General features: G+C 57.5%; 21 protein-coding genes. 8 read left to right on the top strand and 13 right to left on the bottom strand.

From position 1 onward, the window contains the following. Window positions 1-57: 57 nt before the first annotated feature. Window positions 58-927 (bottom strand): NAD(P)-dependent oxidoreductase, encoded by an 870-nt coding sequence (locus MKZ79_RS04330; protein ID WP_336140371.1) that lies wholly within the window; start codon window positions 925-927, stop codon window positions 58-60. Window positions 928-1073: 146 nt separating this feature from the next. On the opposite strand from MKZ79_RS04330, the gene MKZ79_RS04325 reads away from it, so the two are divergent. Both MKZ79_RS04325 and MKZ79_RS04320 read left to right on the top strand, forming a co-directional pair. Continuing rightward, window positions 1074-1622 carry a flavin reductase family protein gene (locus MKZ79_RS04325; protein ID WP_336141343.1) on the top strand — a complete coding sequence of 183 codons (549 nt, stop codon included), beginning with the start codon at window positions 1074-1076 and terminating at the stop codon, window positions 1620-1622. Window positions 1623-1909: 287 nt separating this feature from the next. Continuing rightward, window positions 1910-3091: a sugar transporter gene (locus tag MKZ79_RS04320; RefSeq protein ID WP_336140370.1), complete on the top strand. Its 1182-nt coding sequence runs from the start codon at window positions 1910-1912 to the stop codon at window positions 3089-3091. A gap of 35 nt (window positions 3092-3126) precedes the next feature. Here MKZ79_RS04320 and rhaM read toward each other — a convergent pair whose 3' ends face one another. Genes rhaM through rhaB form a run of 4 tightly spaced genes read right to left on the bottom strand, consistent with a single transcriptional unit; the run spans window position 3127 to window position 7008 of the window. Beyond that, window positions 3127-3441: an L-rhamnose mutarotase gene (gene rhaM / locus MKZ79_RS04315; protein ID WP_336141342.1), complete on the bottom strand. Its 315-nt coding sequence runs from the start codon at window positions 3439-3441 to the stop codon at window positions 3127-3129. Further along, window positions 3431-4273 carry a rhamnulose-1-phosphate aldolase gene (rhaD, locus tag MKZ79_RS04310; RefSeq protein ID WP_336140369.1) on the bottom strand — a complete coding sequence of 281 codons (843 nt, stop codon included), beginning with the start codon at window positions 4271-4273 and terminating at the stop codon, window positions 3431-3433. Before rhaD ends, rhaM begins: the two co-directional genes overlap by 11 nt. 9 nt (window positions 4274-4282) lie before the next feature. Then, on the bottom strand, window positions 4283-5539 hold the full coding sequence (locus MKZ79_RS04305) for an L-rhamnose isomerase (RefSeq protein WP_336140368.1): 1257 nt from the start codon (window positions 5537-5539) through the stop codon (window positions 4283-4285). Continuing rightward, window positions 5536-7008, bottom strand: a complete 1473-nt coding sequence (gene rhaB, locus MKZ79_RS04300) for a rhamnulokinase (RefSeq protein ID WP_336140366.1) — start codon at window positions 7006-7008, stop codon at window positions 5536-5538. Before rhaB ends, MKZ79_RS04305 begins: the two co-directional genes overlap by 4 nt. 301 nt (window positions 7009-7309) lie before the next feature. Between rhaB and rhaS the strand changes: the two genes are divergently transcribed. Both rhaS and rhaR read left to right on the top strand, forming a co-directional pair. Then, window positions 7310-8137 (top strand): HTH-type transcriptional activator RhaS, encoded by an 828-nt coding sequence (gene rhaS / locus MKZ79_RS04295; RefSeq protein WP_336141341.1) that lies wholly within the window; start codon window positions 7310-7312, stop codon window positions 8135-8137. An 8-nt stretch (window positions 8138-8145) separates the two neighbouring features. Beyond that, window positions 8146-8997: an HTH-type transcriptional activator RhaR gene (gene rhaR, locus MKZ79_RS04290; protein WP_336140365.1), complete on the top strand. Its 852-nt coding sequence runs from the start codon at window positions 8146-8148 to the stop codon at window positions 8995-8997. A 22-nt stretch (window positions 8998-9019) separates the two neighbouring features. Here the strand turns inward: rhaR and rhaT are convergent, their stop codons facing one another. Beyond that, complete coding sequence (rhaT, locus tag MKZ79_RS04285; protein WP_336140363.1) at window positions 9020-10054, bottom strand: L-rhamnose/proton symporter RhaT; 1035 nt, start codon at window positions 10052-10054, stop codon at window positions 9020-9022. Between the two features lie 352 nt (window positions 10055-10406). Between rhaT and aldA the strand changes: the two genes are divergently transcribed. Further along, on the top strand, window positions 10407-11843 hold the full coding sequence (gene aldA / locus MKZ79_RS04280; RefSeq protein WP_336140362.1) for an aldehyde dehydrogenase: 1437 nt from the start codon (window positions 10407-10409) through the stop codon (window positions 11841-11843). Window positions 11844-11898: 55 nt separating this feature from the next. Here the strand turns inward: aldA and MKZ79_RS04275 are convergent, their stop codons facing one another. Further along, window positions 11899-13182, bottom strand: a complete 1284-nt coding sequence (locus tag MKZ79_RS04275; protein WP_336140360.1) for an MFS transporter — start codon at window positions 13180-13182, stop codon at window positions 11899-11901. Then, a complete protein-coding gene (locus tag MKZ79_RS04270) occupies window positions 13179-14609 on the bottom strand; it encodes a M20 family metallopeptidase (protein ID WP_336140359.1) in 1431 nt (476 codons plus the stop codon). Before MKZ79_RS04270 ends, MKZ79_RS04275 begins: the two co-directional genes overlap by 4 nt. 154 nt (window positions 14610-14763) lie before the next feature. Between MKZ79_RS04270 and MKZ79_RS04265 the strand changes: the two genes are divergently transcribed. Next, window positions 14764-15672, top strand: coding sequence for a LysR family transcriptional regulator (locus MKZ79_RS04265; RefSeq protein ID WP_336140358.1), 909 nt, complete (start codon window positions 14764-14766; stop codon window positions 15670-15672). 35 nt (window positions 15673-15707) lie between these two features. On the opposite strand, the gene MKZ79_RS04260 is transcribed toward MKZ79_RS04265, so the two are convergent. Together MKZ79_RS04260 and MKZ79_RS04255 are read right to left on the bottom strand one after the other, a co-directional pair. Then, window positions 15708-17267 carry an ABC transporter substrate-binding protein gene (locus MKZ79_RS04260; RefSeq protein WP_442897136.1) on the bottom strand — a complete coding sequence of 520 codons (1560 nt, stop codon included), beginning with the start codon at window positions 17265-17267 and terminating at the stop codon, window positions 15708-15710. Between the two features lie 460 nt (window positions 17268-17727). Beyond that, window positions 17728-18156, bottom strand: coding sequence for an OsmC family protein (locus MKZ79_RS04255; protein WP_336140356.1), 429 nt, complete (start codon window positions 18154-18156; stop codon window positions 17728-17730). 124 nt (window positions 18157-18280) lie between these two features. Here MKZ79_RS04255 and MKZ79_RS04250 point away from each other — a divergent pair, with 124 nt between their 5' ends. Together MKZ79_RS04250 and pepT are read left to right on the top strand one after the other, a co-directional pair. Further along, a complete protein-coding gene (locus MKZ79_RS04250) occupies window positions 18281-18460 on the top strand; it encodes a DUF2158 domain-containing protein (protein WP_336140355.1) in 180 nt (59 codons plus the stop codon). Window positions 18461-18512: 52 nt separating this feature from the next. Further along, entirely contained in the window at window positions 18513-19751 is a 1239-nt protein-coding gene (gene pepT / locus MKZ79_RS04245) for a peptidase T (protein WP_336140353.1), read from the top strand. Window positions 19752-19829: 78 nt separating this feature from the next. On the opposite strand, the gene MKZ79_RS04240 is transcribed toward pepT, so the two are convergent. From MKZ79_RS04240 to MKZ79_RS04230, 3 genes are all read right to left on the bottom strand, one after another. Further along, complete coding sequence (locus tag MKZ79_RS04240) at window positions 19830-21479, bottom strand: methyl-accepting chemotaxis protein (RefSeq protein ID WP_336140352.1); 1650 nt, start codon at window positions 21477-21479, stop codon at window positions 19830-19832. Between the two features lie 207 nt (window positions 21480-21686). Further along, window positions 21687-23216, bottom strand: a complete 1530-nt coding sequence (locus tag MKZ79_RS04235) for a carboxylesterase/lipase family protein (RefSeq protein ID WP_336140351.1) — start codon at window positions 23214-23216, stop codon at window positions 21687-21689. 273 nt (window positions 23217-23489) lie between these two features. Beyond that, the gene (locus tag MKZ79_RS04230) at window positions 23490-24818 is read right to left on the bottom strand and encodes an MFS transporter (protein ID WP_336140350.1); all 1329 of its coding nucleotides are present in this window, start codon (window positions 24816-24818) and stop codon (window positions 23490-23492) included. Window positions 24819-25053 lie beyond the last annotated feature (235 nt).

The raw sequence follows: 25053 nt of genomic DNA, 5'->3' as shown, positions 1-25053 counted from the left end.
ATTTACGCTATAACCCTGAATAACAGAGGGATTATTCCCTCTGTTCTCACCAGAAAGCTACCTGTTTTCCTGCAGATAGCGATAAATCACCGCCAGATCCTTCTCACCGTAGCCCGCGTCAACTGCCTGCTGCCAGAGATCGGCAATAGTGTTCAGGCCTGGCAGACGGCTCTGCTTTGCTGCAGCCAGCGCCAGACGAGCATCTTTCAGCGCCCAGGTAAGCTGCATTTGCGGCTCGTAGCTGCCCTCTTCAATCATGCCCAGCTTCGCTTTAGCGTAGGGCGCGGCCAGCGGGCCGCCATCCAGTACATCCCAGAACTGCTCTGAGGTGAAGCCGAACTCTTTAGCCATTTGGGTGCTTTCCGCCAGTCCCTGTACCAAAGAGATAAGCCAGGCGTTGACCACCAGCTTCATACGCGAAGCCGCACCCGCTTCGCCAAGCCATTTAACCCCTTTCGAGATGGCAGCGAAAACCGGCTCGGCGGCCTGCGCTTTTTCACGATCGCCGCTGGCAAGCACCAAAATTTGCGCGTTTTCCGCTGGCGCTTTGGTGCCGGAAACCGGCGCGTCCAGCAGCACCACATCCGGCCGATCCTGACGAAACAGCGCTATCAGCTTTTCCGTGGATTCCACGCCGATAGTTCCCATCTGGATCACAATCGCCCCCTGCTTCAGGCTGGATAGCGCCTTTTGCAGGACTTCTTCGGTGATCTGCGCGTCCGCCAGCATGGAGATAACCACTTCGGCCTCTTTGACCGCCTCAGCCGGTTTTTCCGTCAGCCGCAGCCCTGCGCTTTGCAAATCTTCGCCTCGCGCTCGGGTACGGTTCCAGCCGCTGACGGCAAAACCGTTTTTCAGCAGGTTCGCGGCGAAGGCGTGACCCATTGCGCCCAAGCCCAGGACGGCCACTGCGGGACGTTGATTCATAACGAACTCCTTATTCAGTGTAGTGAAAGCGTGCCTCTCTCCAGGGTAGCGCAACGGCAGGCAAAGTGCTGAACTTCCTGCAGCAATTACACTAAAGATTATGTAAAAGTTGTTACCCGTTTTCACTGGAGCAAAAAATGACGCTAATGAAAAAAGCTGATTTTCCCGTGGCCAACGTGCGCCATTTTTTTGAGCCTGGCCCGGTAATGCTGATCTCTTCAGCGCTGGCTAACGAGCGCGATATTATGACGCTGGGCTGGCATACCGTGCTGGAATTTTCGCCTTCGCTAATCGGCTGCATGATTTCCGTCGGCAACCATAGCCATCGGCTGATTAAGGAAAGTCGGGAGTGCGTGATTAATCTGCCGACTTCAGGACTGCTGGATACGGTAGTCGCCATTGGTAACTGCAGCGGAGAGGAGATCGATAAATTCGCGGAGTTTTCCCTGACGCCGCAGCCCGCCAGTAACGTTAGCGCGCCGATGATAGCGGAGTGCCACGCCAGTTTTGAATGTCGCCTTTTTGAAGATGCGCTGGTCGACAGCCTGAATTTTTTTGTTTTCGAAGTGGTAAAAGCACACGTCGCGCCTTCACCGAAAAAACCGGAAACGGTGCACTACTGCGGCGACGGCGAATTTATGCTTTCCGGAAAACACGTCAGCCGCCGCTCCCTGTTTCGTCCGGAGATGCTTTAGCCGCCAGCGGCCGCCGCCCTGGGCCGAAGCGCCGCCGCTTTTGCCTTTATCCCGACCTGGCGCATCCCTCAATTCTGACTATACTCATCGGCCGACAGATTTTTCGTCGTTAAATCAATCATCAAGGCGGTCATGCGGCAAACAGCCCGCCCGATACGCCGATTATGCTGATTTACACGACAACAGCATTTTTTCGATGTCATCTGTCGGATAAATAAAACACAATATGAGCACTTTTCTGTTTTCGCTTTACGCGAGATTAATTCACCAATAAGTCCTTAAATCTGATGCAATCAATTACCGTTTCCCGTAAGACCGCCTGGCTACGCGTCGTTATGCTGGCCATCGCCGCGTTTATTTTCAACACCACCGAATTCGCGCCGGTTGGCCTTCTCTCCGATATCGCCGCCAGCTTTGCCATGCCTACCGCGCAGGTTGGTCTGATGCTGACGATTTACGCCTGGATAGTGGCGCTGATGTCGCTGCCGATGATGTTACTGACGCGGCAGACCGAGCGGCGCTTTCTGCTGATTGCCATTTTTGTGCTGTTTATCGCCAGTCACGCGCTCTCCGCTTTCGCCTGGAACTTTACCGTGCTGGTCGCTTCGCGTATCGGCATCGCGCTGTCGCACGCTATTTTCTGGTCGATCACCGCCTCGCTGGCGATCCGCGTGGCGCCGCCAGGTAAAAAGACTCAGGCGCTGAGTATGCTGGCGACGGGAACCGCGCTGGCGATGGTGCTTGGCCTGCCGATTGGCCGTCTGATTGGGCAATATCTTGGCTGGCGCATTACGTTTGCCGTTATCGGCGTAGTGGCGCTGGTGACGATGCTGACGCTGGCTAAACTGCTGCCGAAGCTGCCCAGCGAACATACCGGCTCGCTGAAAAGCGTACCGATGCTGTTCCGGCGCCCTGCTCTGGTTTCGCTTTATCTGCTGATCGTGATTATCGTAACGGCGCACTATACGGCCTACAGCTATATCGAACCCTTCCTGCAGGTGGTAGCGTCGATGGGCGGTAATTTCACCACGCTGCTCCTGCTGCTGTTTGGCGCGGCGGGCATTATCGGCAGCGTTTTGTTCAGCTCGCTGGGCAATAAGTTTCCGGCTACTTTCCTGTTAGGCGCAATTACGCTGGTTTCCGCCTGTATGCTGGCGCTGTTTTTCGCCGCCAGCCATACCGTAGCTATCGCCACGCTTTGCGTTATCTGGGGGATGGCGATGATGATTATCGGCCTGGCGGTGCAGGTCAGAGTGCTGACGCTGGCGCCGGACGCTACCGACGTGGCGATGTCGCTGATGTCCGGCATTTATAATCTGGGTATTGGCGGCGGCGCGCTGCTGGGCAATCAGGTGAGTTTGCATCTGGGTATGGCGCATATTGGTTACGCGGGCGGCGCTATCGGCCTCGTTTCGCTGGCCTGGTGCGCCTGGAGCATGAAGCGTTATCCGCAGCTAAGAATCAATTAAAAGCGAAAGGCTCATCAAACGATGAGCCTTTTAATTTATGCCAGGTAAAATACCGGTTTCAGCTCTTCGCTGACCGGGCTGAAGTCCGCGTTGGACGGCATCAGCTCGCTCATTGATCGCCACCAGCGCTGACAAACTTCCGTTTGCGCCACCGCGTTCCAGCGCTCTTCCGATTCGATCTCGACCACCGCAAACAGCAGGTTGCGCGAGGCGTCCAGAAAGATGCTGTAGTGATGCGCGCCGTGCTCTTTCAGCGTCTGCGCCAGCTCCGGCCAGATGGGATTGTGGCGCTGCTCATACTCCTGATGCTTATCAGGATGAACCTGCATCACAAAAGCCTTACGCAACATGGTCATGCCTTGCTTCCAGCGCAGCCTGCCACGGCTTGACGTTGAAGCGTTTGCCCAGCGCGATCAGCTCTTCTGTGGTGATGCTCTGACGCATTCCACCCATCGACAACACTTTCACCACTACCTCAGACGATTTTTCCGCCGTATCGATCAGGCCGAAGGTTTCGTCCAGCGTTGGGCCGGCGCCGAAGATGCCGTGGAAAGGCCACATCACCAGGCTGTGCGACGCCATTTGCTTAGCCGTCGCGTCGCCGATTTCGTCCGTGCCCGGCACCATCCACGGCACGATGCCCACGCCGTCCGGGAAGACGACCAGACATTCGGTGCTGCCTTCCCACAGCAGACGAGTGAATTTAGCGGAGTCCAGCTCAACCACGTAGCTCAGCGACATAAAGTTGGTGGCGTGACAGTGCATAATCACGCGATCCGCGCCGTTGGTCGCCTTCATGCGCACGCTGTGCGACTGAAAGTGCGAAGCCAGCTCGGAGGTCGGCAGGCCGCCGTTGCTCAGGCCCCAATAGATGCTGTAGGCGCGGCCATCCGCGCTGACCCGCAGCAGCACCAGGCAGTCGGCCGGATCGAGCTGCACGTTGCGGAAAAACTTGCCGGAACCGGTGACGATAAACCAGCAGTTAGCCAGATCCGGCACCGGCTGAGTCAGCTCAACCGTGCGCGGCTCGCGGTAAAAATCCTGGGCAAACGGCTGGACTTCTTCATCAAGCAGACGATAACTGACGTTGCCGCCGTTGCGCTCGTCCCACCCTTTCAGCCACATATCAGTGGTGGCTTTGACCATTCCCTGGACGAACCATGAAGTCAGAATGTGTTGCATATTGCATCCTTAACGTTTGCTGAGAGTTTGTTGTTCATAGTGGCGGACGCTGTCAAGCCAGCTGGCTCCCGCAGGTACGTCGTGGCGCGCGCAGTAAGCTTCCCAAACGGCCTGCCACGGCAGCGATTTCTGTTCTTCCAGCAGGGCCAGGCGCGCAGTGTAGTCGCCATCCAGCTCCAGCTTTTTCAGGTTGTCCACCGGCTCCAGCAGCGCGCGCAGCAGCGCTTTTTTGGCGTTGCGCGTGCCGATAACCCAGGCGGCGATACGGTTGATGGAGGCGTCGAAGAAGTCGAGGCCGATATGCACCTTGTCAAACAGGCGCTGACGCACAATTTCATGCGCGATAGCCTGAGTTTCATCATCCAGCAGCACGACGTGATCGCTGTCCCAGCGTACCGGACGGCTGACGTGCAGCAGCAGGCGCGGCACATAGAGCATCGCGGTGGAGATCTTGTCGGAGATCACTTCCGTTGGATGGAAATGGCCGGCATCCAGCGTCAGCGCCGTCTGGCGGCTGGCGGCATAGCCCAGGCAGAACTCGTTGGAGCCGACGGTATAGCTTTCCGCGCCGATGCCGAAGAGCTTGCTCTCGACCGCGTCGATATGGTGCGCCGGGTTCAGTTTTTCGCTGATGATCTCGTCCAGCGAGTTCATCAGGCGCTCGCGCGGCGCAAAACGGTCGATCGGCAGATCTTTCATGCCATCCGGGATCCAGATGTTCATAATGGAAGGCGTGTTCAGCTGCTCGCCGAAGTAAGCGGAGATTTTACGGCTGGCTTTGCAGTGCTCAATCCAGAAATCGCGGATCTCCTTGTTGGCGCTCGCCAGGGTAAAGCCGTTTTCGCTTAGCGGATGCGAGAAGCAGGAAGGGTTGAAATCCAGACCCAGATTATTCGCTTTCGCCCATTCCACCCAGTTGGCGAAGTGCTGCGGCTTGATTTCGCTGCGCTCGACCGGGCTGTCGCTCTCCAGATAGATCGCGTGCAGGTTCAGTCTTTTTGGGCCAGGGATCAGCGACAGCGCCTGTTCCAGATCGGCACGCAGTTCCGCAGGCGTCGTGGCTCTGCCGGGATAGTTACCGGTCGCCTGGATGCCGCCGGTCAGCGCGCCCTGAGGATTTTCAAAACCGCGAACGTCGTCGCCCTGCCAGCAGTGCATTGAGATTGGCAGCTTATCCAGCTGCGCCAGTGCGGCGTCAACGTCCACGCCATGTTCTGCAAAGCGCGATCTCGCCAGTTCAAATGCCTGCTCAATTGCTCGGGTCATACGCATAGCTCCTTAGCCGAATGTGTCAGTGACTGAAATAGCGCCCAGTGGCGGCTGTAGGCGTCGCTGACCTGTGGGGTAAAAGTGGTTAACGGGAAATTCTGTGCGACCAGCTGTCGGAAATGGGCGACGTCCCTGACGCTGCCGTGGGCAATAAGCTGGCTGCCAATGTTGCCAAGCGTGGAGGCTTCCACCGGCCCGGCGATAACCGGAATGCCGCAGGCGTTGGCGCAAAGCTGGTTCAACAGCGGATTCTGACAGCCGCCGCCGACGATATGCAGCTGGCTGAACGGCGCGCCGCGTACTGCCGAGAGCTCTTCCAGTACAAAGCGGTAATAGAGCGCCAGGCTGTCGAAAATAGTGCGGGCGAGCGCCGCGGCCGTTGCGGGCGTCGGCATACCTTGTCCGGCGCAGGCGTCCTGGATTTCGCGCACCATATTGACCGGGTTGATAAAGCGGTCGTCGTTGGGATTGATTAGCGAGCGGCAGGATGGCTCCGCTTCCGCCTCTTTAACCAGCGCGGTGAGATCGGTTATCGCCAGCTCGCGGCAGACGCGCTGCAGCAGCCACAGGCCCATAATGTTTTTCAATACGCGGTAGCGCCCTTCCGCGCCGCCTTCATTGGTGATATTGGCCGCCAGCGCTTCGGCGTTGTTGTAAGGCTGTCGGCTTTCGAAGCCCATCAGCGACCAGGTGCCGGAGCTGAGCCAGGCGACATTTTCTTTATTCAACGGCGCGGCAAGCACGGCGCTGGCCGTATCGTGCGTGGCGACGGCGATGACCGGCACGGAGAGGCCCGCGCCGGTTTGCCAGTCGCCCACTTTGGTGCCGGGCACAGAAGGCTTGCCGAACCAGGCCGGACTGGCGCCTGTCCAGGCCAGCAGCTCGCGATCCCAGTCGCCGCTGCGGCTGTTCAGCAGTTGGGTGGTAGTGGCGTTGGTGTATTCCCAGTTGAGCTTGCCGGTCAGACGGTAGTGAAAGTAGTCCGGGATCAGCAGAGCGTGGCGAACGTCTTTCAGCCATTCAGGCTGCCCTGCGCACAGCGCGCGCAGCTGATAAAGCGTATTGAAAGGCAAAAACTGAATCGCGGTGCGCTGATAGATCGTTTCGCGGCCCAGTTCGGCGCAGGCTTTCTGCATGATGCCCCAGGTGCGATCGTCACGGTAGGAAACCGGCAGGCCGATGCGCTCGCCCTGCTCGTCCAGCAGCACGTAATCCACGCCCCAGGTATCGATACCGATACTGTCCGGCACAATATTCTGCTGCTGCAGCTTTGCCAGCGAATCAAGGATAAACGCTTCCAGCGCGTCCACATCCCAGCATTGCCGCTCTTCCCTGACGACCAGGTTATTTACGCAGCGGGCGACCTCTTCCAGCGTCAGTTCGCCATTTTGCGGGTTAAAACGGGCCAGCATCACGCGTCCGCTGGATGCGCCCAGGTCAACGGCAACACAATTTTGCATGCTCATGGCTATTGGCTTCCTGTCTGTATAGTGCCACTAGTCTAGAAGCCGCTGTTTTTGGCACCTTCCTGACAGTGCCAGCCGCTATAGCCCGCTGGCAACAGAACAAAGGTGAACGTGAAGCAGCTCACATTTCTTGCCAGGAGGCAGAATAAAAGCCGATGTGACGCAAGGCGCAATTCCCGTTTTCTTTCCGCATATTCTTGAAAAACAAGCGGCTTTGCCGAGGTTTCCTGTCAAAAAATCAAGGCGGAAAAGCGGGCGGCGGCAGTAGACTTGCTGCTGAGTCGGCCCAGGAGACAGCATGATGACCCTTTTGCAAAGCGTGGACTTTTTCCCAGGCGGCGGCGCGCCCGTCGCTATCGAACCCCGTATACCGCAGAGCGCTTTTCCTGAACATCACCACGAGGATTTCCATGAAATCGTGCTGGTGGAACAGGGCGTCGGCGTACACGTCTTTAACGGCGAGCCGCGCACGCTCTGCGGCGGCTGCGTCTGCTTCGTTCGCGATCACGATCGCCATCTGTATGAAAAGACAGAGAGTCTGATCCTCACCAACGTGCTCTATCGCGGCCCGGAAGCGTTTCGCTTTATCACCAATTTCCAGCACCTTTTGCCGCAGGAGAAAGACGGCAACTACCCTTCGCACTGGCGGATCAGCACCAGGGTAATGGAGCAGGCGAAAGCGTTGATTAAAGAGCTACAGGCGCCGACCGATCCGGCGCGGCTGGAGACTCGCGCTGAGCAAGAGCTGCATTTTATGCAGCTACTGGTACTGCTGCGCCGCGGCTGCAGCGAAGAGCCGGGAGACGATCAGGGCGGAAGGATGCGCGGCCTGCTGGACTGGCTGGCTGAACACTACAGCGAAGAGGTGGACTGGGATGCGCTGGCGGATCGCTTTTCGCTTTCGCTGCGCACGCTGCACCGTCAGTTGAAACAGCATACCGGCAGCACGCCGCAGCGCTATCTCAACCGGCTGCGCCTACTGCAGGCGCGGCATTTGTTACGCCACAGTGAAATGCGAATTACCGATATCGCTTACCACTGCGGATTTGGTGACAGCAATCACTTTTCCACGCTATTTAAGCGTGAATTTGGCTTTTCTCCGCGTACCATCAGGCAAACTGACCTGTGAGGTGAACCGTGAGCGAGCCACTTCGTCTGGCGAAAGCCGACTATCTTCCATCCGACCTGATGCCGGTCGCCATTGCCGACCGTGCGCCTCAACAATCGTTTCCACCCCATATTCATGAATTCAACGAGCTGGTGATCGTCTGGCGCGGCAACGGGCTGCATGTCATGAACGATCATCCCTGGCTGGTGACCTGCGGCGATCTTTTCTACGTCAGCCCGGAAGATTGCCACAGCTATGAGTCGGTGAACGAGCTGGTGCTGGATAATATTATCTACTGCCCGGAACGCTTTCGACTCGGCCTGGACTGGTCGAACTTTTTACCGCAGGAGCAAAAAGCCTGGCGGCTGACCACGCGCGGCATGGCGCTGGCGCGCAATGTGATTCAGCAGCTGGCTCAGGAGAGCGCCAAAAGCGACCGCCTGTCGCGTCAGCTGACGGAAGCGCTGTTTCTGCAGCTGGTGCTGATTTTGCAGCGTCACCGCTACGCGGCGGACGAAGCGTGGCAGCTGCCGGAAGGAGAACAGCTGGATCTGCTGATGTCGGCGATTCAGGGACAGCTCGCTCACTTCGATCTCACCGACTTTTGTCGGCAGCATCAACTTTCCGAGCGCGCGCTGAAGCAGCTTTTTCGCCAGCAGACGGGCATGACGCCAGGCCAGTATATTCGGCAGCTGCGCATGTGTAAGGCGAAATTCCTGCTGCGCAGTACGCCTTCGCTAATTGGCGACGTGGCGGCTCTGTGCGGCTTTGAGGACAGCAACTATTTCTCGGTGGCGTTTACCCGTGAAACCGGGATGACGCCAAGCGCCTTTCGCCAGCGCTTTGAGCAGCACAGCCAGCTAAAAGCCGCCGCGCTATAGCCACGTCCCTGTGGCTTTATCATCAGGAAACCATTCCCAGCCCGACGATATTGGCGGCGAGTATGATTACCAGACAGCCGCCGCACAGCACGCTGACCGGACGTTTGCCGACGTTCTTCCACTCTTTCAGCACCAGGCCGACAATGCCGCCGCAAAGCACGTAGAAACTCATATGCAGCATCCAGCTGATGAAATCATACTGCGCCGGAATACGGGCGTGTCCCCAGGCGTAGAAGAAGAACTGCAGATACCACATGGTGCCGCCCAGCAGCGCCAGCAGCAGGTTGCTGATTAACAGCGGCTTCGCCACGGAGAGATCCGCTTTGACGGACAGATTTGACTGGGTCGCCAGACGAATAAAGCAGTAGCCCAGGTTAACCAGCGCGCCGCCGCCCATGATCACCACATAGCTGGGCAACGCGGCATAAAGCGGATTGACGCCCAGCGCCAGCGCGGCATCCTGCATAGGCCTGGCGGCGTTCATGGCAAACGACATGCCGGCGGAAAAGACGCCGCAGAATATCGCCAGCACCAGCCCTTTTTTCAGGTTGAACTCTTCTGCCGAAATGCCCATCGCCCGCTCTTTCAACAGTCCCGCGCGTGAAACGATGGCGACGCCGGCTACGGCGACCAGCACGCCCAGCAGCGTCAGCCTGCCGCCGGTGGAGCTGAACAGCTCGACGAAGCGTCCCTGCAGCAACGGCGTCATCAGCGTCCCGACCACCAGCGTTACGCCGATGGCGATACCAATACCCATCGACATGCCGAGATAGCGCATGGTCAGGCCATAGTTGATATTGCCGATCCCCCACATTGCGCCGAACAGAAAGACCGGCAGCAGCTGCGAGAATGAGAATGACCCATAAAAAGCCCAGAAGTCAGGCAGCAGCAGCGCGCTGACCGTCCAGGGCAGAATAAGCCACGACATGATCCCGCCGACTGACCACATGGTTTCCCACGACCAGTGGCGCACTTTTTTAAACGGCGCGTAGAAGCAGGCGGCACTGGCGGCACCGACCAGATGCCAGAAAATGCCTGAAAAGATAAGTTGGCTCATTATTGTTTTCCTTCGTAGGAGGGTAAGATTCCCGGTAGGCTGAGTCTACGAAGGTTGCTTCCGCCCGCACCTTAGGCTGGCTGCCTGGTCCGCGGTGAAAGTGGCAAAATTCAGCACCTTATCCTGTCCGCGATCACAGATAGCGTTTCTCCTCTCCCGGCGACCGCAAGCGCCTGTAATTTCCTGTAAACTATTGTTTTTCAGATGCGTCCTGACCGAAATCCTTTGTTTTTTTGCCATGTTCATATCCTGCATGGCGCTGGCAGAAAGGCGTTATTGTTTTCATTACGCCAACCTAAAAGCAACATCACGTTAACTAAAAAACAATTTATTCTTCACTAAGGAGCCGCCTGTGACGCGCCAGCATCATTGTTTTATTAACGGTCAGTTTGTTGAAAACCGCAGCGATCGCTGGATTGACGTTATCAATCCGGCAACGGAAGCGCTGCTGTGCCAGATCCCGCAGGGAACGAAAGAGGACGCCGATCGCGCCATCGCTGCCGCCAAAATCGCCCAGCCGGCGTGGGAAGCGCTGCCCGCCGTCGAACGTGGTCGCTGGCTGCGTCGGATTGCAGAAGGCATTCGCCGCCGGGAAGCGGAACTCTCCGCGATCATCGTAGCGGAAGGCGGCAAAACGCAGCAGCTGGCGCAGACCGAAGTGCTTTTCACCGCAGACTATCTTGACTATATGGCCGAATGGGCGCGCCGCTATGAGGGTGAAATCGTGCAAAGCGATCGCGTAGACGAAACCATCATGGTTTTTAAGAAAGCGATCGGCGTGACCAGCGGAATTTTACCCTGGAACTTCCCTTTCTTTCTGATCGCCCGCAAAGCCGCTCCGGCGCTGATAACCGGCAATACCATCGTGATCAAGCCCAGCGAGCTGACGCCGGAAAACGCGATAGTGTTTGCTGAAATCGTTGAGGAAGTCGGCCTGCCGCCCGGCGTGTTCAACCTGGTGACCGGCTACGGGCCGGAAGTGGGACAGGCTTTAGCCGCCAGCCCGGATGTCGGCATGGTGAGCCTGACCGGCAGCGTCAACGCCGGCATCGCCACGCTGGAAGCGGCGGCGAAAAATGTGACCAAGGTTGCGCTGGAGCTGGGCGGCAAAGCGCCAGCCATCGTCATGAACGACGCCAATTTGGATCTGGCGGTGAAGGCGATTGTGGCTTCACGCATGATTAACAGCGGCCAGGTCTGCAACTGCACGGAGCGCCTCTATGTCCAGGACGACGTGTATGATGAGGTGGTACGCCGACTGACTGAGGCCTTTAACGCGGTGACCTGCGGCGATCCGGCGCAGGACAATACGCTGGATATGGGGCCGCTGATCTCGGCCGACGCGCTGGCGCGTCTTGAACACAAGGTCGCTTTCGCCCTGCAACAGGGCGCGACCCTGGTCACCGGCGGCAAACGGCAAGGCGCACGCGGATTTTTCTTCGAGCCGACGCTGCTTACCAATGTGCGTCAGGAGATGGCGATCGTGCAGGAAGAAACTTTCGGCCCTGTCCTGCCGGTTATCCGCTTCAGCACGCTGGACGAGGCGATTGAGCTGGCTAACGACAGCGAATATGGCCTGACCTCCTCGATTTTTACCGAGAGCCTTAATACCACCATGCAGGCGCTGAAAAAACTGAAGTTTGGCGAAACCTACGTCAACCGTGAGAATTTTGAGGCGATGCAGGGTTTCCATGCGGGCTGGCGTAAATCGGGTATTGGCGGCGCGGACGGTCGTCATGGCCTGGAAGAGTATCTGCAAACGCACGTGGTTTATCTGCAGGCACGCTAAAGCAGGCCAGGCCGCGTCGTTACCGGCGCGGCCTTTACCTTTCGGCGACGAAAGGTTACTTCGCCTGTAACCTGCTTTGACTTTTCAGCAGCGCCCAGCTGCTGCAAAGCGCCAGCGCAATCAGATACCAGCCCGGTGCCAGGCTGGTTCCGGTTGCGCTAATCAGTAACGTACAGATCAGCGGCGCGAACCCGCCAAACAGGGTTACAGCAACGTTGTAACTAATGGCCATGCCGCTGGCGCGCGTGGTCACGGGAAAGAGATCGGCCATCATCGAAGGTACGACGGAAAAGTAGACCGATTTCAACAGCGCCAGCCAGCCAACCAGTATCAGCAGCCTGGCCGCGGTCGGCTGGTTGACCACCAGTGCGAAGGCCGGATAGATGGTCAGCAGCAGCAGCGCCAGCGATCCCCACATCAGCGGCCCGCGGCCAATTTTTTCCGCCCAAAGCCCCATCAGCGGCGTTACGACCGTCAGAATAATGCCCGCCAGCAGCGTGGCGCTGAAGGCCGCCGTACCGGAAAGATGCAGGTTTTTAGTGGCATAGGTCGGCACATAGTTAAGCATGTAGTTGATGCCCGTTGAAATAATCATCAGGCCCATCGCCAACAGCATCAGGTTTTTCTGCTGGCCGACAAGCAGCCTGAGCGGCGAGCGTACTTTTTCGCCCCGGCTGAAGCTCTCCGGCTCGTGCAGATGGCGACGAATATAGAGCCCGACCGGGCCAATCAGCAGGCCGAAAGCAAAAGGAATGCGCCAGCCCCAGCTCTCAATTTGTTCCTCGCTCAAAAAGTGGGTCAGCCCAAGACCGAAAGCCGAAGCCATCAGCGTGCTGGCGCCCTGGGTCGCAAATTGCCAGCTGGCGATAAAAGCGCGGCGCTCCGGAAAATGCTCCACCAGAAAAGCCGTCGAGCTGCCGAACTCGCCGCCCGCCGAAAAGCCCTGAATCAGCCGCGCCACCAGTACCAGCACGGGCGCGGCCAGACCGATGGTGGCGTAAGCAGGCATCAGCACGATAATTGCGCCGCCCAGCATCATCAGCGAAATGGAAAGCAGCAGCGCTTTTTTACGGCCCACTCGATCGGCGTAAGCGCCCAGCACCACCGCGCCAAGCGGGCGAATAAGAAAGGAGACGCCGAAACTGCCGAAGGTCAGCAGCAGCGACACCGCCGGATCCGCCGTTGGAAAAAAGGCGTGCGCTATATAGCTGGCGAAGAAGCCGTATACCGCGATGTCGAACCACTCCAGCGCGTTGCCGATACAGGTGGCGAACAGCGTTTTATAAAGATTAGGCGCTGCGACGCCAGCCGCACTTTGCCGCTCAATTAACGTGCTCATTGCGCCGCTCCTCTTTGCTGCTGAAAACGACGGTGGCCGGCGATCAGTTCGTCGCCCTTTTCACCCAGATCCCACAGCAGCCGCGTCATCATCAATAATCCTTCGCGCGCGATAGATTGCAGCATGTGTTCATCCACGGCGTGCTGGCCGCAGGCGGGATAAGAGTGCGGAACCCACAGCGTCGGCAGGTTGAGGATATGCGCGAAGACGTCGTTCGGCAGCGAGCCGCCCAGGTTCAGCAGCAGCGCAGGCTTTTTGCCGCTGACCTGGCGCATCGCTTCCAGCGCCCAGCCTACCAGCGGACTACGTGGATCGAGCCGGGTTGCCGGTGAACCGCGCAACAGCTTCACCTCAACCTGGCCAAAGCCTCTGGCAGCAAGATGCTCGCGCAGATGATGTTCAATATTTTCCCAGTCGGTGCCAACCACAAAACGCAGCTGGCAAACCGCCGTAGCGCTGCCCGGAATGGCATTCATTGGCCGCGCCGGATTGCCGGTCAGAAACGACAGCAGCTCCAGCGTGTTCCAGCCGTAAAGCCGCTCGGTCGGCGTCAGTCCCGCTTCGCCCCAGTGCGGATCGAGCTGCGGCCCTTGCTCGCTCTGCTGCACGCTAATGTCGCTAAGGATTTCACGCACCTCTTCCGTCAGCGCCGGCGGCTTTAGCGCGGCGACCTGTAGCTGGCCATGTTGATTGACCAGCGAAGCGAAAGCGTTCGCCAGCTGGGTGCCCGGATTGCTGAGCAGGCCGCCCCAGTTGCCGGAGTGATAGTCGCGATCGCGGGCGTTGATGCTCAGCTGCACGTTCACCGCGCCGCGAGAGCCAAGAAACAGCGTCGGCCTTTCGGCGCTTAGCCTCGGGCCATCAGAGGCGATAAAAATATCCGCACTCAGTAATGCCTGGTTGTCGCGGCAAATCTGCGCCAGTCCGGGCGAGCTGATTTCTTCGCCCATCTCAAACAGAAATTTGCAGTTAAAGCCCAGCCTGCCGCCGCGAGCCTGAAAAACCTGCTCCAGCGCGGCGATATTCACTGAATGCTGGCCTTTATTATCGGCGCTGCCTCGGCCATACCAGCGATCGCCCTCTTCCGTCAGCTGCCAGGGAGTCAGCCCTTCACGCCAGTTTTCATCGTCGCCAAACACCACGTCGCCGTGCCCATAACAGAGCAGCGTTGGCAAAGCGGCGTCTTCAATGCGCGATGCCAGCAGAAAAGGACGCAGCGGCGCCTGAGGATTGTCGATCGGCCTCAGCTCAAAACCCAACGCCTGCATAGCTGGCGCGATTTCCTGATGCAGATAGCGCTGAATTTCCGCGTCGCGATCTTCGCGCTGGCTTTCGGAACGAATCGCCACGCGTCTCGCCAGTGTCTGTTTAAACTCTCCGCTGTCAAACCATGCCGCGGTCTGCGCTAAAAGCCGATCGATAGTCATAAGTCGCCCTGTGTGTGCTGATTTATATTGTTATCGCCTCCATCTAAGCTAAAATCCCGCTTTGCCACAATGATAAAAATATCAAACCAGCTTTGCTTTAATAGCAAACCTTTTCTGCACAATCAGGCGGCATGCACCAATAAGAGGCAGCGCTATGCTAAGTCCGGAAGTTCGTTATTTTCTTGCCGTGGCCACGACGGGTTCGCTGAGTGCCGCCAGCCAGCAGCTATTTGTGGCGGTTTCGGCTATCAGCCGCCAGATCCAGCGGCTGGAGGCGGAAGTCGGCGTGCCGCTGTTTGAACGGCACCCACGCGGCATGATCCTTAACGACGCGGGAAGGATTTTTGAGAGCCATGTCAGGCGCAGCATGCTGGCTATGGAACAGGCTCGTGCGGAGATTAAGGGACTGAAAGCGGTGCGGCGAACGGCGCTGCGCATTGCCTGTCCCGATGGTCTGGCGTTCAGCCTGCTGCCAGGGCTTTGCTCGCGGTTTCGCCAGCTTAATCCGGCAGTGAGCTTTACGCTTACCGTGGGCAGCGTTGAAGAAGTGGCGGATATTCTGCGCCAGGGCGAATGCGATGTCGCCTTTCAGTTCAGCCTGCATCCGGAGCGCGGCGTGGAGGTATTGGGTTCGTGGCCTGCACCGGTGCTGATGGTGATGCGTAAAACGCATCCGCTGGCAGAAAAGCCGATTCGTCTACAGGATCTCTCTGCCTGGCCGATGGCGCTGCCAGACCGCGCGACTACGGTGCGCCAGCTGTTCGATCTCTCCTGTCAGATGAGCGGCACGCTGATTGAGCCAGTGTTGACCTGCAATAATTTCAGCACGCTCTACGCGTTTCTGCAGCAAAACCCGCTGGCGATAACGCTGTGCAGCCGCTTTACCGTGCTGTTACAGCTCGGCGAAAAAGATCTTGCGCTGCGTTCTTTGGGTATCGACCAGCTGACCCAGCGCACATTGCAGATACAGACGGTAACGGGCCGTCAGCGCTCGGCGGCGCTGAACCTTTTTCTTGCTTTCGTCTGTGAGGAGTTGGCCAACATGACGGAGAGCGCCAGCTAAAAATCGGTGCTTCTCCGCCGTAATCGGTTAACAGGCTATTTCAGATCGACCTGCCAGAAGAGATGTTTGCCAAAGGGATCGATCTCATAGCCCGTGACCTCTTTGCGCACCGGCTCGAAAATCGTGGAGTGCGCAATCATCACCGCCGGCATCTGGTCATGCATCATCTGCTGCGCCTGACGATAAAGCACGACGCGCTTTTGGTGATCCTGTTCGGCGCGCGCCTCGGTAATCAGCGTGTCGAACGGTTTATAGCACCACTTAGACGAATTGGAACCGCCCTCCGCCGCGGTGCAGCTGAACAGCGGGCCGAAAAAGTTATCGGGATCGCCGGTCGCGGTGGTCCAGCCCATCAGCGCCGCCTGATGCTCGCCGCTCTTCACGCGCTGGAGATATTCGCCCCATTCATAGGTGACGATGCGGGCGTTAATCCCTATTTTTTGCCAGTCGGCCTGAATCATCTCCGCCATACGGCGGGCGTTAGGGTTATAGGGCCGCTGCACGGGCATCGCCCACAGATCTATAGTAGCGCCTGGCGCGATCCCCGCTTCTTTCAGCAGCGCTTTGGCCCGCGCTGGATCGTAAGCGTAATCCTGCAGATCGCTGGCGGCGCTCCAGACATCGGGCGGCAGCAGATTTTTCGCCACGGTGCCGGTGCCCTGAAAAACGGCGTCGATAATAGCCTTTTTATTAATAGCCATCGCCAACGCCTGGCGTACCTGCACCTTGTCGGTTGGCGCTTTCTGCGTATTGAAGGCCAGGAAACCGGTATTCAGCCCCGATTTCTGCATCAGCGTAATGTTTTTATCCGCGCGCATCCTCGGCAGATCCGCCGGATTTGGGAAAGGCATCACCTGGCATTCGTTTTTGCTCAGCTTGGCCAGGCGCACCGAAGCGTCCGGGGTAATGGAGAACACCAGCCGATCCAGCTTCGCTTTGCCCTGCCAGTAGTCGGGAAAGGCGCGATAGAGAATGCGTGAATCTTTCTGATACTGCGCCAGCATAAAAGGCCCGGTGCCGATCGGATCGCTGTCGACTTTTTCCGGCGTGCCCGCTTTTAGCATCGCATCGGCATATTCAGCAGGCAGAATCGACGCGAAATACCAGGCTAAATCCGCCAGAAAAGGCGCTTCGGCGTGCGCCAGGGTAAAGCGCACGGTATGCTCGTCCAGCTTTTCGATACTCTTAATCAGCGAGGCGAACTCAAGGCTGTCGAAGTTAGCATAGGTGCCGCCGGAAACGTTGTGGTAGGGGTGCTGCGGATCTTTCTGCCGCATAAACGAGAAGATGACATCGTCAGCGCCGAAGTCGCGCGTGGGCCGAAAATAACGATTGCTTTGAAACTTAACGCCCTTACGCAAATGGAAAGTATAAACGGTGCCGTCCGGACTGATATCCCAGCGCTCCGCCAGGCTCGGCACTAATTCCGTGGTGCCCGGCTTAAAATCCACCAGCCGATTATAGATGGGTGCGGCGCTGGCGTCGACGCTGGTGCCCGAGGTATAGAGCTGCGGATTAAAATTTTCCGGTGAGCCTTCCGAGCAGAACACCAGCGTTTTCGCCGTAGCGCCCGTTGCCGCCGCCAGCAAGGCCATAGCGATAATACTTTTTACTCCCCTTTGCTTCATTGCCTTCCCCTTTGGTTAGATTACATCTCTGTTATTGCCGTTATACCTGCCATTATCATTCAGCCCTGCTAAAAACTTATCAGCCATCACTATTAACCCTGTTTGCGTGAAATAGCAAAAGGAACCTTTTTTAATCAACCAGATATTACTTTTACTTATAGAGGTGCTGGAATTTTTACTCTTTTGCTGACGAGAAAATCGGGTTTATCAAACCGTTTTCCTTATTAGCATCATATAAAAACAATTAAGGCTATATTGGGATTAAAGATTGGCAAAAGAAATGAATCCAGGGGATAGATAAGATGCCAGAAGAGATAACAGACCGGAATTTTCAGACCTCTGCAGGCGAATAGAGTCGGAAGATCTAACAGGTAAGTAAGAGAAAGCGTCAATACCCTGCCGAATGGCAGGGCAGAATAAGAGCGGATTAATTCAGTTTATAATCCAGAGTGATTTCCGCATTCATCAGCTGCGAAACCGGACAGCCCGCTTTGGCTTTATTGATGATTTCATCAAATTTAGCGCTGTCGGCGCCGGGCAGTTTAATCTGGCTCTGCAGCGCGATTTTAGTAATTTTGAACCCTTCGCCGACTTTATCCAGCGAAACGTCCGCCGTGGTGTCGATGCTTTCCGGCGTCAGACCTTCATTTCCCAGCATCAGCGAGAGCGCCATAGAGAAGCAGGCGGCGTGCGCCGCGCCGATCAGCTCTTCCGGGTTGGTGCCGGGCTGACCTTCAAAGCGGGTGTTGAAACCGTAAGGCTGCTCTTTCAGCGCGCCGCTTTCGGTGCTGATGGTGCCCTTACCTTTCTTGATATCGCCTTCCCAGTGTGCCTGACCTTTCTTATGAATAGTCATCAATATCCTCCCGTTTGCTTATGGTGAATAGAGAGTATAGTGAGTTTCCGGCACTTTGCTGGCCGTACGCTTGCAAATGCTCATTCGCTGACCATTAATAGATAAGAGTCGAGAGGAGAAAACCATGTTTAAACCCGATGATATCGTACAGAGTAAAACCGGCGGCCCAAAGATGCTGGTACTGCAGGTGAAAGGCGAAACGCTCTACTGTGCCAGAGTGGATGACGCCGAGAAGAAAGAGATCGAGGTGCCCGCCAGCTCGGTCAATCTCTACCATGAGGATGGCGACTTCGGCGTCTGCTGATCAGGGGGCCGGACGGCCCTTTTCCCCTTCACTGCCGTTAACAGGAAAGTTTATGTCTCAGCAACTGGCCAGCCAGCTAACCCACCGTTTTTTCCGCTACCTTGCCGTTACCAGTCAAAGCGACGCCGCCGCAACCAGCCTGCCCAGCACGCCTGGTCAGCAGGAGCTGGCTAATTTGCTGGCGGAAGAGCTGCGCGTGCTGCGGCTACAGGATGTGGTCGTGGACGACCACGCGACCGTGACCGCCGTGCTGCCCGGCAACATGCCTGGCGCGCCGCGCATTGGTTTTATTACCCATATCGACACCGTAGATGTGGGACTTTCGCCGCAAATTCACCCGCAGATATTACGCTTTACCGGTGAGGATCTTTGTCTCAACCGCGAACAGGCTATCTGGCTGCGTGTGGACGAACATCCGGAAATCTTGCCCTATAAAGACCAGGAGATTATTTTCAGCGACGGCACCAGCGTGCTGGGCGCCGATAACAAGGCCGCCGTCACCGTGGTGATGACGCTGCTGGAAAACCTCAGGGCGTCGGCAGCGCATGGCGATATCGTGGTGGCCTTCGTGCCCGACGAAGAGATCGGCCTGCGCGGCGCCAAAGCGCTGGATCTGGAAAAGCGTTTTAAGGTGGATTTCGCCTATACCATCGACTGCTGCGAGCTGGGCGAAGTCGTGTTTGAGAACTTTAACGCGGCGGCGGCGGAGATCCGTTTTACCGGCGTGCCGGCCCATCCGATGTCGGGCAAAGGCGTGCTGGTCAACCCTTTGCTGATGGCCTGGGATTTTATCAGCCATTTCGACCGGCAGCAGACGCCGGAGCATACCGCCGGCCGTGAAGGCTATATCTGGTTTAACGAGCTGACGGCCAATGCCAGCGAAGCTCGGATGAAAGCTTCAATCCGTGATTTTGACCTGCAGAGTTTCGGGCAGCGTAAACAGCAGATTAATGAGGTCGCTGCGCTGATCGCCGGGCAGTATCCAACCGGTAAGGTCGAGGTAAAGCTTAACGATATTTACAGCAATATCAGCAATGCTATTGGTGAAGATCGACGAGCGATCGATCTGCTGTTCGCCGCGCTGGAAAAGCTGGCTATTCCGGCGAAAGTGACGCCGATGCGGGGTGGAACGGATGGCGCGGCGCTCTCGGCAAAGGGATTGTTAACGCCTAACTTTTTTACCGGCGCGCACAACTTCCACTCACGATTTGAATTTCTGCCCGTCTCCTCTTTCGTGAAATCTTATCAGGTAGCGGAGCAGCTCTGCCTGCTGGCCGCTATTCAGGCGTAAAAAAAGCGCCCGTTCAGGGCGCCAGAGCGTACTGCGAAGGTGCAGGCTCAAAGAGCCTGTACCTTAAGGTGAACGAAATCAGAAAGAGACCCAGTCGTCGGCGCTGGCTTTTGCCGCCAGCGGCCGCGCGCTTACCGGCGCGCTTTTAACATACGAAGGCGACGCGGCCTGACCTGCTGAAAGACGGAACTTAGACACGGAGAGCGTCAGCTCTTCGGTCTGACGCTCCAGCGCGCTGGCCGCCGTGGAAACTTCCTCAACCAGCGATGCGTTCTGCTGCGTCACGCTGTCCATTTCGGTAATGGCGGTGCCGATCTGCGAAATGCCTTTGCTCTGCTCTTCCGACGCGGAGGCGATCTGCTTCATGATCTCCACCACTTCCGCTACCGCCTGCAGCATCTCGTCCATAGTGCTTCCGGCTTCGCCAACCAGCTTCGAGCCCTGATTGACGCGAGTGACGGAGTCAGCAATCAAGGTTTCAATCTCTTTGGCCGCGCCGGCGCTGCGCTGGGCCAGATTACGCACTTCGCTGGCTACCACGGCAAAACCGCGACCCTGCTCGCCTGCGCGCGCTGCTTCCACGGCCGCGTTCAGCGCCAGGATATTAGTCTGGAAAGCGATACTGTTGATGACGCTGGTAATCTCGGCGATCTTGCGCGAGCTGCCGGAGATGCCCTGCATGGTATCAACCACATCCTTCACCAGCTTGCCGCCTTTGCTGGCCGTCGTCGAAGCGCTCTGTGCCAGATCGCTGGCCTGACGCGCGTTGTCGGCGTTGAATTTTACGGTAGCCGTCAGCTGCTCCATACTCGCGGCGGTTTCTTCCAGCGCGGCGGCCTGCTGTTCAGTACGTGAAGAGAGATCGTTGTTGCCGGAAGAAATTTCCGTCGCGCCGCGATAGATATTGTCCGTACCGCTGCGGATAGCGCTGACCGCGTCACGCAGGCTGTCCTGCATGGCGCGCAGCAGCGGCACCAGTTTACCGACGCAGTTGCGGCCGATATCTTCCAGCGGATGGCTCAGATCGCCTTCAGCGATGCGGCGAAAGTGCTCGCGCATGCCGTCGAGCGGACGAACCAGCATTTTAACCAGGTAACGATCGGTGAACAGCAGGATCAGCAGACCGGCAATAACCGCCAGCACGATGATCATTTTAGTCATATCGGTCAGATGATCCACGGTGACTCTGGTGACATCCAGTTTTTCGCCGGCGGCAACGTTAAACTTATCCAGGCTGGCGCCGAAAGCGCGGCTCAGCGGCGGCGTAACGCTGGCGGCATGACGGCGAAAATCGTCCAGCGTCGGCTGCTGGGCCAGACGCATCTGCGGCAGCACGCCCTCATCCAGCAGCTTCTGCCAGCTGGCGATCACCGCGGCGGCATAGCCTGGCTCCATTGGGCCCGGCGCTTCAGCTTTAAAATCGTTCAGCAGCTTTGCCATGTTATCCAGCGCTTTCTGCACGGAAGCCATATCGGCGGCAGCGGTCGGGCTGCCTGCCTGACGGGACTCCACTGCGCGCGTCAGGCGAGTGATAAAGCGGAAATACTGGTCGTTGCCTTTACTTAAGGTGGTCATCTGGTTTACCAGCTGACGATCGACCTCATTGCCCTTGCCCAGCGAGTTCAGCGCGCAGACGCTATAGATACCCACCGCCGTCCACAACAGACAGAACAGCCCGAGTATCCACAGCATTACGCTGCGGATGGTAAAGTCTTTTAGCAAATTCATAACTACTCCGTAACGATGTAAAAACCCGTGTGCTCGTCCTGAGTGGTGGACGCCTGACAGGGATTATCGGCACGCACGATAAAAGCATGAGTAGTTATTTCTTTTTATTCATTAAGTTAGAAGTCAATTCGCCGGGTTAAGTCCTTGCTGCGCCTCTGTTTTTATTATTGCGGGCCGTTATAATCAGATAACGACTATGTTAAAAAATTATTCGCGTAACCTGACCATACCTTTCATCAGCAGGCGAAACAGCTGCATACGCCGGCGCATAAAGTTTTTCTCCAGCTTCAGGATCGGGCCTTTGTCGCCCAGGCGCATCAATACATCCGTGCCGGGCCGCCAGGCGGGCCAGTCGGTTTCCCCTTCCAGCCGGTGCGAAAAGATGCTGGCATGACGGGCGAAGTTGAGCCAGTAGCCGCTGACCTTGCGGGCGAATTCGCGATCGCTGTCAGTGAAAGGCCGATCGCCCATCTGTTCCGACAGCTCGTCGAGCGTGTTCAGGGTATAGGGGATCTCGTTGCCGTGCCAGGTGCCGTCGGGATAGAGATCGCGCGAATTTTCTGATACATAGTCGAAGTAATAGCGCCAGACCGGCACGCCGTTGCGGCACTGCGACAGCGCGGCGATATAGCCCATAGCGGTAAAGGTCATGTCGCGCGCGACCTGCCTGCCCAGCTTGTCGTCATCGTAGAGCCCGTCATAAAGCAGGCGGATCATTTTCAGCCGCAGACCCAGGCGCTGCGTCTCGCGCAGCTGTTTGATAATCAGCGCGGGGTCCACGCCAAAATAGCTGAGCACGCTCGCTTCGTCGCTGTTGCTGCCGATCATCAGCGGCAGCTTATGCTGGGCGGCATTGTTGAAGACCGTCAGCATCGGCTGTGGCAGTACTCTGTCGCCGGCTATCGCTACCGGGCCGTTGGCCAGGGAGCTTTCCAGCGGCCAGAAGGCGTCCGCAGGCAACGAGCGCAGCTGCTCTGCCGTGGCGTCGGGCAAATTAAAATGACGGGCCAGCTTTTCGCCGTTCGCCAGCGCTTTCTCGCGAGGAATATCGGGCAGCGCGTAGGCGCTCTGAGCGATACCTTTATGAAACAGTCCGGCAGAGAGCGGCGAGGAAAAAAGCGAGAGCACGCTGCGCGCGCCGGAGGATTCGCCAAAAATAGTGACGTTATGCGGATTACCGCCAAACGCGGCGATATTACGCTGCACCCACTGCAGCGCCGCGATTTGATCCAGCAGCGCGAAGTTGTTGACGACCTCGCCCGGCGCATACTCTTTATCCAGCGCCGGATGAGCGAAAAAGCCAAGATGGCCGAGGCGATAGTTCAGGGTCACTACCACCACGCCCTGAGAAGCAAGAGGCCGACCGATATAGGGCGCCAGGCCTGCGGCGCCGATAGTGAAGCCGCCGCCGTGGATCCAGACCATAACCGGCATCGGCCCGGCCGGCTCGGTTTCCGGCGTCCAGACGTTCAGGTAGAGACAATCCTCGCTAAAAGCGCCCGGATCGCCGCCGCCGACCGCCATGCAGTACTGGCGATTCTGCCAGCTGGCCGCGCCCCATGCCGTCGCGTCGCGCTCACCCTGCCACGGCGTCACCGGCTTCGGCGGCTGCCAGCGGCGAGCGCCCGTCGGTGGCGCAGCGTAGGGAATGCCCCTGAACACAAAAACCTCCTTATCCAGCGTACCGCACAGTGTCCCTTCCGCCGTCTTTATCCTTATCAAGCGTTCGTTTTTCATCGCTGCGTCCTGAGTAATCTGCTCACTATTATTTGCAAGCGCTACGGCAAAGTCCAACAGGCGGCCTTATTTACAGAAAATGCTTACGTTAGCTTAACAATAATGACTATAAGGTGGTTGCAACAGACTTTAAAAACAGAAGGTTAGCATAAACATCGGCCCTGGTTTTTTGGCTGATGATGTAGCAGAATTGCGGACTGGGAAGCGTCATGGCTTCCCGTTCGTAAGGGGAAATTTACAGCGCTCGCGAGAGGTAGCGAGCGGGCTTTAACGCTACTCTTCGCTGCGCTGGTAGCCGAAACGGTATTTCGCCAGCAGCATAAGCGAGGTCAGCACGGCGGGGATTGCCAGGCTGGAGAAAACTTCCGTGATATGCCAGCCCATCGACAGCATCTGCGCGCCGGCAAAAGCGCTGAGTATAGCGCCCATGCGGCCTACGCCGTGCATCCAGCTGGAACCCGTGGCGCGCGCGCGCGTGGGATAATAGCTGGCCGAAAGCGCGTTCATGCCGGTATTGGCGCCGTTCAGGCAGAAGCCGCTGCTAAAGGCGACGAGGCTTAAAATCAGCGTATGCGCCGGCGCATAGCCAATCGCCACCGTGGCGATGGCGCCGGTAAAATAGATGGCGGCAAGCGCCAGGTTGGCGTTGAAGCGATCCATCATCCAGCCGGCAAACAGCGAGCCCAGGGTGCCGCCAGCCTGATACATCGCGGTGACCAGCGCAGCCTGGGTCACCGTCATACCCATATCTTTAACCAGCGACGGCAGCCAGCTACCGATCAGATAAACCAGGAACAGCCCCATAAAATAGCTGCCCCACAGCAGCACGCTGCCGGTGAGATAAGGACGGGTCAGCACCAGCTTTACCGCGCCTTCGCGCTGCGCTTTTTCCGACATGGCAAACTGGCTGCCCAGCCCAACCTGGCCCGGCGCCATTTTCTCGACGATTTGCCGGATGCGCTCTGCGGGCGCGTGGCGCGACAGCAGAAAACGCAGCGATTCCGGCAGCCATTTCAGCAGCAACGGCACTATCAGCAGCGGCAGCAGGCCGCCCAGCACCAGCACCGCGTGCCAGCCATAATTGGGGATCAGCCAGGAGGCGGCAAAACCGCCGCCCGCCGCGCCAAAGGTAAAGCCGCAAAAGACGATAGTGATAATAAATGCGCGCTTGCGCTCCGGAGAGTATTCCGCCACCAGCGTGCCGACATTCGGCATCGCCGCGCCCAGGCCTAAGCCGGTTAAAAAGCGGAACAGCATCATCTGTTCGGCGTTTTGCGAAAAAGCGGTTGCCAGCGTCCACAGGCCAAAGAAAAAGACGCTGCTGATAATAATCACCCGGCGGCCGAAACGATCGGCAAGCGGCCCGGCGAACAGCGCGCCCAGCGCCAGGCCGATCAGCGCCGCGCTGATAATAGCGCCCAGCTGTTGAGTTGTGACGCCCCACGACACTTTAAGCGCAGGCGCGATAAAGCCCATCAGGGCTATATCCATGCCGTCCATCGCCACGACGGCGAAGCAAAGGGCAATAATGCGCTGTTGATAGCGGGTGACGCTGCCTTCGTTAATCAGGGCGCGAACATCTGTCGCAACACTACTTTCCACGATAACGCTCCATGGCCAGCCTGTCCCAAACGGGCCGGCGTCGGTTCCGGTAAAAAAGTGTCGGCTATCATAACGGAAAGTTATACGTTTCACCCAGCGAATTGCGCGCTTTTCTGTAGCGATTTCCTCTGAAAAGGCCAGCATCCGCAGGGAAAAAAGGGGCTTTTATCAGCAAAATTATCAGGGCTTTTCATTCGGCGCGACAAAAAGAGAGGAAAAAGCGGGCTTTTGTTAA

Source organism: Erwinia sp. CGal63, from assembly GCF_037026505.1.
In the GTDB taxonomy this organism is placed as follows: domain Bacteria; phylum Pseudomonadota; class Gammaproteobacteria; order Enterobacterales; family Enterobacteriaceae; genus Erwinia.
Note: the sequence above shows the minus strand (reverse complement) of the source record. Positions and strands in the feature narration are given on the sequence as shown.

Excerpts from the sequence above, each read along its gene's own strand:
- MKZ79_RS04270 (WP_336140359.1), bottom strand. The coding sequence starts at position 14,609 with ATGACTATCGATCGGCTTTTAGCGCAGACCGCGGCATGGTTTGACAGC.
- MKZ79_RS04260 (WP_442897136.1), bottom strand. The coding sequence starts at position 17,267 with ATGGCCTTGCTGGCGGCGGCAACGGGCGCTACGGCGAAAACGCTGGTG.
- rhaM (WP_336141342.1), bottom strand. The coding sequence starts at position 3,441 with ATGTTGCGTAAGGCTTTTGTGATGCAGGTTCATCCTGATAAGCATCAG.
- MKZ79_RS04240 (WP_336140352.1), bottom strand. The coding sequence starts at position 21,479 with ATGAATTTGCTAAAAGACTTTACCATCCGCAGCGTAATGCTGTGGATA.
- MKZ79_RS04320 (WP_336140370.1), top strand. The coding sequence starts at position 1,910 with ATGCAATCAATTACCGTTTCCCGTAAGACCGCCTGGCTACGCGTCGTT.
- rhaT (WP_336140363.1), bottom strand. The coding sequence starts at position 10,054 with ATGAGCCAACTTATCTTTTCAGGCATTTTCTGGCATCTGGTCGGTGCC.
- MKZ79_RS04325 (WP_336141343.1), top strand. The coding sequence starts at position 1,074 with ATGAAAAAAGCTGATTTTCCCGTGGCCAACGTGCGCCATTTTTTTGAG.
- MKZ79_RS04275 (WP_336140360.1), bottom strand. The coding sequence starts at position 13,182 with ATGAGCACGTTAATTGAGCGGCAAAGTGCGGCTGGCGTCGCAGCGCCT.
- rhaB (WP_336140366.1), bottom strand. The coding sequence starts at position 7,008 with ATGAGCATGCAAAATTGTGTTGCCGTTGACCTGGGCGCATCCAGCGGA.
- MKZ79_RS04330 (WP_336140371.1), bottom strand. The coding sequence starts at position 927 with ATGAATCAACGTCCCGCAGTGGCCGTCCTGGGCTTGGGCGCAATGGGT.
- rhaS (WP_336141341.1), top strand. The coding sequence starts at position 7,310 with ATGACCCTTTTGCAAAGCGTGGACTTTTTCCCAGGCGGCGGCGCGCCC.
- rhaD (WP_336140369.1), bottom strand. The coding sequence starts at position 4,273 with ATGCAACACATTCTGACTTCATGGTTCGTCCAGGGAATGGTCAAAGCC.
- MKZ79_RS04250 (WP_336140355.1), top strand. The coding sequence starts at position 18,281 with ATGTTTAAACCCGATGATATCGTACAGAGTAAAACCGGCGGCCCAAAG.
- MKZ79_RS04305 (WP_336140368.1), bottom strand. The coding sequence starts at position 5,539 with ATGACCCGAGCAATTGAGCAGGCATTTGAACTGGCGAGATCGCGCTTT.
- pepT (WP_336140353.1), top strand. The coding sequence starts at position 18,513 with ATGTCTCAGCAACTGGCCAGCCAGCTAACCCACCGTTTTTTCCGCTAC.
- MKZ79_RS04255 (WP_336140356.1), bottom strand. The coding sequence starts at position 18,156 with ATGACTATTCATAAGAAAGGTCAGGCACACTGGGAAGGCGATATCAAG.
- MKZ79_RS04265 (WP_336140358.1), top strand. The coding sequence starts at position 14,764 with ATGCTAAGTCCGGAAGTTCGTTATTTTCTTGCCGTGGCCACGACGGGT.
- MKZ79_RS04235 (WP_336140351.1), bottom strand. The coding sequence starts at position 23,216 with ATGAAAAACGAACGCTTGATAAGGATAAAGACGGCGGAAGGGACACTG.